This window comes from Desmonostoc vinosum (genome assembly GCF_059505385.1).
Window position 1 is genome coordinate 1 of record NZ_JCACKM010000209.1, and the last position, 9,582, is coordinate 9,582.

Below are 9,582 nucleotides of genomic sequence, written 5' to 3' on the forward strand. Positions count from 1 at the left end.
TAGCGTATGTTATATGCTAACTACGCTCCCCCCACACCTTTTTTCGTTCACCCGTCCCCTACTATATTGCCCACAACGACAAACAGGACAAGTACAGGAATTACGCAAGTATCACAAGCGAAGGCAGAGAGTACACTCTTCTCTAACACCTAACACCCATTCCTCATAATCTCCTCACTCCAGACGAAATCCTGCATCAACTTCTATTTCTGCCTTAGCAATTGGGTCATCCTCGTCATCATTAAAAAACCCATCATCTTCGGAATCTTCTAACAAAACATTTGATACGGATGGTTCTGCTGTCACAGTTAACGAGACAGGACTTGGCCTAATGACATCAAAAAAAGAAACCGAAGGGGAAACTAAATTAGCTGCAACAGGAGTTACTCCCACTGCATTGATTCCAGCTGCTGGTTGTAACCCAATTGCACCCTGCGAAAAAACTCCACTATGATGATTAACAAGAACTACCTGGGGCAACCCCTCCATTCCAAACGTCCGTTTCATCTTAATTATCTGAGCTTCAAGTTGCGCGATCGCATCATGGAGAGCTGACTGCAATTCCATACCAGATGCCCCTGCAGATGATAGCGCAAACGGCAGGTAATACGCCCGCAGGGCCTCACATACTAACTCCGTTTGCCCTCGCTTCTTCGACTGGAGATAGCTAATCACTAGCCCATCCTCTGTATCCTTATTCCGCATGATTCGCGCCAACTCAACCGAATCAGCAGGCTTACTTGCTCTTGCCATAGTTTTTCTTGTATTAACGTGCAAATCAAGCTTCTCAGTAAGCGATTTGTAAATACTTTTACTTTAACCACACATTAGGATAATTTACCCCCGTATTTGTTCCTAATTACCCCAAATCACACCCTAATTACCCCAATCAAGTGAAAATTAGGTTCAATTTTTGTCAATTTAAATATATTATTAACTGACAAATAAACTATTACAATCCCCATGATTGAGGTATTCTGAGGGCAAATTAACCCAATTATTTCAGCATTCCGTCAAAGGTTAATCAGCTTAGTATAGAACCCCACAACCCGCTCTGCATGTGAATTTACCTCAGTCTCATTCCACAACAAACCATTACTGTCGCCGTACAGTCCTGTAAATAAAACAAGGTATGTTCAATGGGGTCGTTTTATCCTTATACTATTTTCAATAAATCAGATTAATTGACAATATATTCAATACAATCATTTAGTATGTAGTTATAAATACTACTTTTGTTTTATATTTACTGTTTGATGACCAAATAAATTAATAAAAATCACACTTATTAATAGTTGTAATTACTTATAATTTGACTGGCGATGGTATATGGCGCTCAAGCTTGCGATCGCAAGCTGGCGATATAACCATACAATCCCTACAACCCAACAATTGCAGCATTAACAATAAGGTTTACGGCTTCAGTGTCAGTTACAAGACGACCCACAAGATATTAACCGTGTATCCATATCACAAGTTATGGTACTCTCACTGACGGCATCTAATCGAGTATAGTTTATACCAAAAATAGCAGCAGTATTATCTGCAATTGAAACCGCATACTGTTGTCAAATTTCCCTCCGCCAGTGTCACAGTACAGTCTCCACCTATGCCATTTAGTCCCGCAGTGAAACAAGGTATGGTAAGTGACCCCATAAAGCGAACCAAATCCATCAAGGTATACCTCTTTGAGCAAGAGAAAACTACCATTGAGGAAAAAGCGATCGCTACAGGGGTAACTGCATCTGAGTACTTACGTTCCTGTGGGTTAAGACGGGTATTAACGGCAAAACCGCCCGCCGACTAACTATCCGCGCTACTGCTGGAAACCTCAAAAGCGAACTGATGATGTTATCTCACTTAGCGAAGGAAACAAACAACCAGCAAATTTTGGATACTGTCAATAATGCGATCGCACTCGTAGATCAGACCATTGCAGCTGCATTTAACCTAGACCTTCCAGACAAATCATCCTTAAGCCAAGATAAATAAAGCATTACAGGTTTTATATCCCTCACTTTCTACTCAACTTGATTCCCGTCATCTATAAAAAACCCAGTTTTCTCGACACGCTCAAGTATGTCTTGGGTAAAGATGATGCTGCGATTGTCGATACTAATATGATGGGAACAAACCCAGACGAATTTAACCAGCAGTTTCTCAACATCAAGTACACCAAAAAAGCAGTTAAACGGCAGTGCGCCCACCTCATCATTTCAATCGCACACCGTCTTGACTACCACGAACATTTATCTAACAGTCAGTACAGTTATGTAGCAAGGGAATATCTCAAGGATATGGGATACTTGCCCAAGGAAGAATCACCTGTAGTAGCTACGAGTCAGTTCATTGCAGTACGTCACCACGATCGCAACCACGAACACCTGCACATAATTGTGATTTGAATCATAAAATGAACTTTTAGCTCAAGATATGCTTCAAAAAAAGTTAACCGTTTTATGCTTCAAAAATCAGCGTCAAAGTAGAAAAATCACATCTACCAAGTAATTGCAGCACTTGATGAGGGATTATAGTTACGTCAGACAACAACACAAGCTAGTTAGGAAATGGTGGCTATAGCCGATGAGTAATGAACTGGGCAAGTCTGGTATTTGATTATTAGCCATATACAAAACCGTTTTGTCACTATAAGGGCTAACGCCTCACAAGTAGATGTCCTGGATGCCAGCCATAATCAATAGCATCTTGGGCTTTTGTACTGTTTATATCTAGGGTAACTTTAATAAATTGTTTACCAGTATCCATATCATGATGTAGTGCATAAGGAAGTTCTACAGCTTCCTGCCATCCCCTAACTTTCAATTTTTGATGATTATTAATTATTTCAACTGTTAGCGTAGCCTTTGAGACTTTATAAGGAAGTTGTTCCGCTCTATCAAATCCTAAGTCTAATGCTTCTGGCGGGATTTCAAGGTATTTTCCCTTTTCATCCTGTCCAATAGTTAAGCATAAATCTTTATTGCTGTAAGTGTAAAAAAGTTCTACGGGAGAATCGTAGCCAGCAACTCTTGCTTCTGGTGCTACCCAAGGGTCAATTAAGAGCGTTGGTATTTTCCATAGTTGATCCATTTCTGGAAGCCACTTTTGATACGGAAGAAAACACCATCTATTTTGACTTAAGAGTGCATTGTACTTACAGGATTTGATATTAGGACATTTATCAGCAGGAAAGCCTGTAAACATCTCACAATCAAGAAATAGCCAACAGCTTTCTTTACTGGAGTATTTAGTTTTTTTATTGTATTTACGCTTAACCATATTAATCAATTATTCTCAAACTTTTATCATGATAAAAACTGTTTACTACTGAATTTTTTGATGTTTACTGTTGTCCTACAGCATCACGTTTGGGTTTGCGTTGTCCAACACGCCCCGAAGACTTTTTAGGCGTTTGCTGTTGAGGGGGTGTTTCATCTGTCTTCTGTGCATCCGTGGGAAGTGGAGTAATATTTGTTTCCAGTGGTGTCTCACTAATGGAAGAATCATCTTGTTTTGTCTTCTTACGAGTTTGTTTTTTCTTAGGTGCTGGTTCTATAGAAGTTTCGCTTGGTGTCGTAGAAGCCGTTTCATCATTGCTCTGGGGTGCAGGCTTTTTACGAGTCCGTTTTGCTGGAGACGTTGGTTTGTCAGATTTCTTTGGCGATGCAGTTGCAGTCGCCGCGCCCTTGGATAAATCCACTGCTGCTTTTGGTACAGAGGTCGAACCCATGCCCATCTGTAGCAAATGCCACAAATGTTCACGGCGACTTTCCATGTAGGAGAGTTTTTGTTCTCCCTCAGTGGTATCCAAAGCCATGCGTTCACATTGGGCTAGTGTGAGGGTATGTTCATGCAGTCGTTCTAAACTCAGGGTATCGTGACCATCATGCAATGCTGCCGCCACAGCCCGGATGAGCCAGTCCTTGAGTACCCCAACACAACCAATGGAACGCTCATAAAAGTAAAGCCAATGCTGCATTAGCTCTTTGACATCCACATTCAGAGGTACTTGCATCAGCAGTGCCAATAATGCGGCTTGAAAATCCTGGCGGTCAAGTTCATTTTGATACAAATAACGCGGAAAATGAATATCCAGTCCCCGCCGAGATGCTTGACCACTTAAATTGCGGAAATTGAGCAGCTCGTAAGTCCCAATCAGAATGTGTAGCACCCCCGTAACGTTGGTCATGGACTTAATCCAGTCCAATTTGTCTAAAAGTTTACCAGCACTTGCACCAGTTCCAATCTTCATTAAGTGCTGTGCTTCATCCAAAATCACTGCCCGTACACCACGCTTGGTCATTGCTTCTTCTAATGCGTGACGCAGTTCAGGCGAATCATTAAACTGGGCTGTTTTAGTCCGGGAGCGTCCTTTCTTCTCCCAGGTTTGCTCCGCGTCAATATCTATCAGCATCCGCCGCTCATAGAATGGTTCTCCCAAAAGTTTTAGTGCAGTGCGGTAGTAATCTGCTCGATTAAATACCCCACCAGACGGTGGTCGTGTTTCTAACAGCAATAACGGTATTGAGGGCTGACTGCCGTTACGATAGCTTAAGGAATTGGATACACCCAGTAACTGTTCGGCTACATTCTCATTTAATCGTTAGGGTCATAGCGCACACTGACTTTGGTTTTTTCGACAACTGGATTGCGGAAAGCATCGTTCCAGTAATAAAGATAATTAACTTTAATTCCCTGTCCCGGCTGGACTTTAGCGTTGCCTTTGGGTGTGCTAGGGCGTGTTGCCATGAGGAAGTCTTCGTTGTATGCAATGCGTCGGTGTTCCCTCTCCCCTGTGGCAGCCATTGCGTCGGTATAAACTTGTAATGGTGTCTCACCCAAGGAATCATGTACGCTCGTGTCATAAATGGTGTATGCGTATGCAGCTTTTGCTCCTTGACGTTTTAAAGTCTGCTCATGGATGGGACGCTTTTTTAGGCGAGTATAAAATGTGCGCTGACTCAGTGGTGGGATGTTGGCAGCACAGCAGGCTCTTGTATAGGCGCGATAAACGGAAGCGGCTGGGGCTTGTCTTGGTGTCTCGAAGTGTTCGGTAATAAATTGATCTAATAATTTGCTTGCATCTGTTGGTGCTTTGGGTTGGCGATTTCCTCTACTAGCGGTACGCGGCAGTAACCCAACATAACCGCAACCAAAAGTGGCTTCGGCTTCCCGAAACTGTTTTACCCATCGGGATAATGTGCTTTGAGGTATGTCTTTATATATGTCTGCACGATGCTGGAAATATGCTTGTACTAGATGAAATCTGCGATTTGCTCCTTGTAGATCCGTAGGCGAGGCAGCATCCATCAATTCACGCACTCTAGAATTTATAGTTGCGTATGTTTCTGAAGTATGAATGTTGATAGTACCGCTATCAAATAATTGCAGAAAAAATGCTGTGGGCAATTGCATTGGTTGCCCGACTTCGGGTAAAAGTGTGGTTGTCTTCTCGCCCAAGTTAACTAAAGTCCAAAGTTGTGCGTCCCAGACTAATAAGGTATTGGGCAAAAGTGTTGTGGACGAGGTGATTTTTTGATGATGCCCAGTTGTCCCTATGGCTAAATGTGTATGAGCAGCATGAGTTTGTTGGTCTGCCCATAATTGAACTCGCCAATGCTCCACTAGGGGAACTGCATACAAGTCTACGTAGAGTTGCTCTGTGGCAATCATGGCGTAGATATCGTTGGCACGCACTCCCCCGATGGTTGCAAGTGTGGCGGCAATGGTTGTTCCTGGAGTGGCTTGAACTGCTGAAGAGATTTGTTCTGTAATGGAGTGGGGGATATTGGCGGTAAACCTAAAGTAGTCTTCTAAAAACATTAGGTTTTGAGTGAATATGGGATTTAGTTCGGTATCGGTACGAACATGGTATTTGAGTCCAAATGATGCGGCATAAGCTTCTCCTGGTGGGCAATGCCAATGACCAGTTTCAGTTTTTTGGTAGCGTGAGGGGTATTTTTGGGCTAGTCGTTTTAATTCGGTTTCGGTTTTCCATTCTTCCCAGGCTGCACCCGTCGTCCGCAGCACGAAGAAGTCTGGGGTATGGTAATGACCTATTTTTCGTCCGTTTTGGTTTTGGTACTGAATTTTAAATGGCGGTGGTTGGTCGTAGAACTCTAACACCTCTGGCGAATGTTCCATTTGAGAAATCGCCCACAGTTCTACTGTGTGGCTTTCAAATTGAATGGTTTGACCCATTTTGCGACTAGGGTAAACTCCACTGACGTTCTTGGCGCGTCCTTGTACTCTCCGTGAGGTGGAGCAGCCCGAATTGCGGCGATTAGTAAGAGTGTTTGCGCCGTTAGTTGCTGTTGCTTACACCAATAATCAAATTCATCGTCTGTCATGAGAGTTTTTCATCTACGGAAAGAGTGTTTCTCTTTGTCAGAAGGTAGTTTTAGGCTTTCAGGACGCAATACCAAACTACGGAGTCATGGTTTTAAGTGAAGCATATCTTGGAATTTTGAACCATATTTTGAATTGAAAGTTTAAGTTAGAGCAATTTTTTCCGAGATTTTTTGTGCAAGTTTCATTCATCAGCAGCGCAAGGCTGAATTATCCCAGCGTTATGAAGTTGAAGTTACTCCTGATTTGATTGAGAAGGATGACGACTCTTGGTATCCCAAATTACGGCTGCACTATTACTTGACAATGGGGCGGGAGTTTTTGACCAATCGGGACAGCAGACGAGCCAAGGCACAAGCCGAAGCCGGGGAGAACTCGATTTGGAAACCTGACTTTAACAAGGGGCAGCTGTTGAGTGGTGTCTTATTGTTGGAGAAACTTAACTTATTGCAGTTTCTAGCGTCTGGGGAACGGTTACGAGGATCTGACGAGGCGATGCAGGAGTTGAAGGCGATTGCCGTGGAGAACCGATATCTCATCAAGACTTGTTTGAATGTGACTATTTCGGAGAAATTTACATCCATAGCGATCGCACAAAAGTTATTGGACAAGATTGACATGCGATTGTCTTATGTTGGTCGGTTGGGGCCGAGGGGAAACCGGGAGTGTGTGTATAAGTTTGTTGCACCATTAGATGGGCGCTCTGGTATCTTCGAGAAATGGTTGTGCCGAGATGAACTCGCTCCTAAAACAATTGCGAATTGTTCTGTGTCAGTCACTAATAATATAGATATACCAACACAACTTGCTGACACAACATTACCCGATATTCCCCAAACATTAAATGAAACTGCTGTCGGGTGGAAGGGATTGAGACTGAAGCTGCGGCAAGGGTTAGAAAGTGCTGGTCGGTTCTACACTGAGTTAGTCGCTAAAGTTGGTGAAGCTATTGGGGTTGCTGATGGTGAGCCAATATGGAACTCCTATTTGGGACAGTGGCAAGTCTGGGTGAGCTTTGGGGACGGTTGTAGGGCTGTGGGGTGCGATTGGTTGGTAGGTATTTAGCTATTACGCCGTAAGCCTCCCACTGAGCATTTTTTGAATTCAAAATTCAAAATGCAAAATGCAAAATGCAAAATGCAAAATGCAAAATTAAGAAGAAGATTTATAAGGTGGATGCCGAAAACCTCGCAAGAATAGGTACGTAGTACCGCATTCTGTGCTTCAGACCGTGGATGAAGGCGCTTCAGCAGGGTTTACCCTGCCTTCAGGCTTTCTGCTGTATCTAACTAATCAAAGTTCTTTTAGTTCGGTTCTACTCTCAAATAAAGTTGTGTAGCCACAAACTTAGTATCTCTGTTGGTCGGATCTACGTTTTCTACTACCTCAGTTTTGCCTACAGCAATCAAACCTTGACCAAAAATTTCGCTTGTTGCTGCGTCAAGTTGTTCTTGTGTTGCACCCGTTTGACTCAAATCGATTGACGAAACTGGAGAAATCTTCGGCTGATTCAAAACCAACTTATCTGTGGAGAAGCAAGGAGTTGTGATGCAGCGAATGCCATTGTCTTTTATAGCCACAAAAGTACCTTTTGCTGGGGCATTTGTCGCAGCATAGAAGGCTTCTTTTACTCTCAAATTCCCAAACTCACCGAATCCAGGAAATGTTACTGGAACGATGTTACCTCTGAGAATCACACGGCTACCATCATCATTTAGAATTTTTACCAGTTCTAATGGTGATACTAAAAGGGAACTCCAATCAATTGCAGACACATAGCATTCGGAGCGAAAAACACCATCAACGCAAGGAGTAGCTTTCAAGTTGACTTGCTTGATGAAATATCCCCCGCATATGGGAGAAGCACATTTGCGAAAATCCCTTCGTATTGTGTAATATCCCCACTGGGGAAACTCTTGATTTTTGACGGTGACTGCAACAGAATCAGTAGTTTCTGGAGCAGAAATGTTTTGAGCAGATACTTTGGCGAAAAATCCGTTGCTAACAATTAATGCACCTGATAGTAGGATGAATGAGTATTTGTAGTTAAGCGAGCTTTTGTTCATGGGAGCTTGAAATTTTATTTCAGGGTTCAATACCTTTGTTAAAATAAGGATCGAAAAAATTGTTGCTATATGCAAAAAAATAATACCACCATCATCTCTGTAGAGTTTTTTGCGAATTGTTACAATTTTCCGAATGATTGAAGAAGAAGTCAGCTATGTGAATACATTCGTCAGGGTGCAATTAGTTGGGATTCAGACCTGTCACTGATTGAAGACACCAAAGGTAGGTAAAAACCCTAACGCCAGTTCTCTCAAGTCTCTTTGGCTATGCTTTGGGACGATGGCATCCAATGAGAGACTTTCGTTGAAAACGCGAGTGTGAATCTGTCGCGCTCTGCGCTCTGACGGTGTACTATCTTAGTATTTGAGAAACAATTTTTCCGCTTTCTTTTGAAAAACTTAAGCTAATAATTTTGGTCACAATCAATAGATGTGGGAATATGAGGACAAAGCGGCGTTCGCGTTGCTAAAAGAGCTAGTCTATTCAACCAACACAATAGAGTTTTCTATTGCTCGTTTCAACACAAACAACTTACTGCTAATCGGAAGTTTTGATTTGTCTTATTATCACGAAGCCGAGTTTGTGTTTGAAGATGTCTTTTACATCGAAATTTACCAAGTAGTCTTTCATCTCCAACGCTACGATTTGCAACGGCAGATGAAATTGCTCGTTACAAGCATTTAGAACTCGACGCAAGCGAATGCTTATTTGCTCTGACAAGTGACTCTCACCAACTAAACCCGGTTTATTTTATTGGTGCATCCAAAGTCAAAGCGCGAAGATGTATGGTTTATCATTACAATCGTGAAAACTTGCTTGCGGGTGAAGAAATTTGGACGCAGAACTAAATTTTGATTGATTCTTAAATTTTCGCGCAGAGCATTAAGGATTGGCATAATTCCAGGGTTGGGGAGATTCCGGCTGACCTAATGGCTGTTGGTTCTGGTTGCTCAGGCTTGCCACAACGAGAACACCTATCTTTGCATTTACAACTGCACAGTTAGAAGAAGAAGCAGCAGAGCCGGGATAATAAAAATTCAACGCATCCCACGATTTCATTTTGCACATAATTGCCTGTGGGTAAGTCTTGCCTGTGTCATCCTTTCCATTTACATTTTTATTTTCGGGAATTTTTAAGTAATTCTACTAAATCTTTAAGAGAAATTC

General features: G+C 42.4%; 12 protein-coding genes. 5 read left to right on the forward strand and 7 right to left on the reverse strand.

The window, feature by feature from the left end; all coding sequences use genetic code 11:
- Positions 1 to 174 precede the first annotated feature (174 nt).
- Positions 175 to 753, reverse strand: a complete 579-nt coding sequence (locus tag AC5JMF_RS25250) for a hypothetical protein (protein WP_495798452.1) — start codon at positions 751 to 753, stop codon at positions 175 to 177.
- Between the two features lie 796 nt (positions 754 to 1,549).
- On the opposite strand from AC5JMF_RS25250, the gene AC5JMF_RS25255 reads away from it, so the two are divergent.
- From AC5JMF_RS25255 to AC5JMF_RS25265, 3 genes are read left to right on the forward strand one after another with little or no spacing between them, the layout of a single operon-like run.
- Positions 1,550 to 1,807: a plasmid mobilization protein gene (locus AC5JMF_RS25255; protein ID WP_495798453.1), complete on the forward strand. Its 258-nt coding sequence runs from the start codon at positions 1,550 to 1,552 to the stop codon at positions 1,805 to 1,807.
- Between the two features lie 38 nt (positions 1,808 to 1,845).
- Complete coding sequence (locus AC5JMF_RS25260) at positions 1,846 to 1,992, forward strand: hypothetical protein (RefSeq protein ID WP_495798454.1); 147 nt, start codon at positions 1,846 to 1,848, stop codon at positions 1,990 to 1,992.
- A gap of 38 nt (positions 1,993 to 2,030) precedes the next feature.
- Positions 2,031 to 2,405: a relaxase/mobilization nuclease domain-containing protein gene (locus AC5JMF_RS25265; protein WP_495798455.1), complete on the forward strand. Its 375-nt coding sequence runs from the start codon at positions 2,031 to 2,033 to the stop codon at positions 2,403 to 2,405.
- A 250-nt stretch (positions 2,406 to 2,655) separates the two neighbouring features.
- On the opposite strand, the gene AC5JMF_RS25270 is transcribed toward AC5JMF_RS25265, so the two are convergent.
- The 4 genes from AC5JMF_RS25270 to AC5JMF_RS25285 all read right to left on the reverse strand — a co-directional run bounded on the left by AC5JMF_RS25270 (position 2,656) and on the right by AC5JMF_RS25285 (position 6,350).
- Complete coding sequence (locus AC5JMF_RS25270; protein ID WP_495798456.1) at positions 2,656 to 3,090, reverse strand: hypothetical protein; 435 nt, start codon at positions 3,088 to 3,090, stop codon at positions 2,656 to 2,658.
- Between the two features lie 253 nt (positions 3,091 to 3,343).
- A complete protein-coding gene (locus AC5JMF_RS25275) occupies positions 3,344 to 4,516 on the reverse strand; it encodes an AAA family ATPase (RefSeq protein WP_495798457.1) in 1,173 nt (390 codons plus the stop codon).
- Between the two features lie 80 nt (positions 4,517 to 4,596).
- Complete coding sequence (locus AC5JMF_RS25280; protein ID WP_495798458.1) at positions 4,597 to 6,201, reverse strand: TnsA endonuclease N-terminal domain-containing protein; 1,605 nt, start codon at positions 6,199 to 6,201, stop codon at positions 4,597 to 4,599.
- Positions 6,165 to 6,350, reverse strand: a complete 186-nt coding sequence (locus AC5JMF_RS25285; RefSeq protein ID WP_495798459.1) for a hypothetical protein — start codon at positions 6,348 to 6,350, stop codon at positions 6,165 to 6,167. Before AC5JMF_RS25285 ends, AC5JMF_RS25280 begins: the two co-directional genes overlap by 37 nt.
- 244 nt (positions 6,351 to 6,594) lie before the next feature.
- Here AC5JMF_RS25285 and AC5JMF_RS25290 point away from each other — a divergent pair, with 244 nt between their 5' ends.
- Positions 6,595 to 7,413, forward strand: coding sequence for a hypothetical protein (locus AC5JMF_RS25290; RefSeq protein ID WP_495798460.1), 819 nt, complete (start codon positions 6,595 to 6,597; stop codon positions 7,411 to 7,413).
- 239 nt (positions 7,414 to 7,652) lie between these two features.
- Here the strand turns inward: AC5JMF_RS25290 and AC5JMF_RS25295 are convergent, their stop codons facing one another.
- Complete coding sequence (locus AC5JMF_RS25295) at positions 7,653 to 8,414, reverse strand: DUF6748 domain-containing protein (protein WP_495798461.1); 762 nt, start codon at positions 8,412 to 8,414, stop codon at positions 7,653 to 7,655.
- Between the two features lie 430 nt (positions 8,415 to 8,844).
- Here AC5JMF_RS25295 and AC5JMF_RS25300 point away from each other — a divergent pair, with 430 nt between their 5' ends.
- Positions 8,845 to 9,099, forward strand: coding sequence for a hypothetical protein (locus tag AC5JMF_RS25300; protein WP_495798462.1), 255 nt, complete (start codon positions 8,845 to 8,847; stop codon positions 9,097 to 9,099).
- Between the two features lie 198 nt (positions 9,100 to 9,297).
- Here AC5JMF_RS25300 and AC5JMF_RS25305 read toward each other — a convergent pair whose 3' ends face one another.
- Positions 9,298 to 9,474: a hypothetical protein gene (locus AC5JMF_RS25305; protein WP_495798463.1), complete on the reverse strand. Its 177-nt coding sequence runs from the start codon at positions 9,472 to 9,474 to the stop codon at positions 9,298 to 9,300.
- Positions 9,475 to 9,582: the final 108 nt, after the last annotated feature.

Bases quoted from the DNA above. Each gene is read 5' to 3' on its own strand.
- AC5JMF_RS25250 (WP_495798452.1), bottom strand. From the start codon at position 753: ATGGCAAGAGCAAGTAAGCCTGCTGATTCGGTTGAGTTGGCGCGAATC.
- AC5JMF_RS25260 (WP_495798454.1), top strand. From the start codon at position 1,846: ATGATGTTATCTCACTTAGCGAAGGAAACAAACAACCAGCAAATTTTG.
- AC5JMF_RS25270 (WP_495798456.1), bottom strand. From the start codon at position 3,090: ATGGATCAACTATGGAAAATACCAACGCTCTTAATTGACCCTTGGGTA.
- AC5JMF_RS25280 (WP_495798458.1), bottom strand. From the start codon at position 6,201: ATGGGTCAAACCATTCAATTTGAAAGCCACACAGTAGAACTGTGGGCG.
- AC5JMF_RS25285 (WP_495798459.1), bottom strand. From the start codon at position 6,350: ATGACAGACGATGAATTTGATTATTGGTGTAAGCAACAGCAACTAACG.
- AC5JMF_RS25295 (WP_495798461.1), bottom strand. From the start codon at position 8,414: ATGAACAAAAGCTCGCTTAACTACAAATACTCATTCATCCTACTATCA.
- AC5JMF_RS25300 (WP_495798462.1), top strand. From the start codon at position 8,845: ATGTGGGAATATGAGGACAAAGCGGCGTTCGCGTTGCTAAAAGAGCTA.
- AC5JMF_RS25305 (WP_495798463.1), bottom strand. From the start codon at position 9,474: ATGAAATCGTGGGATGCGTTGAATTTTTATTATCCCGGCTCTGCTGCT.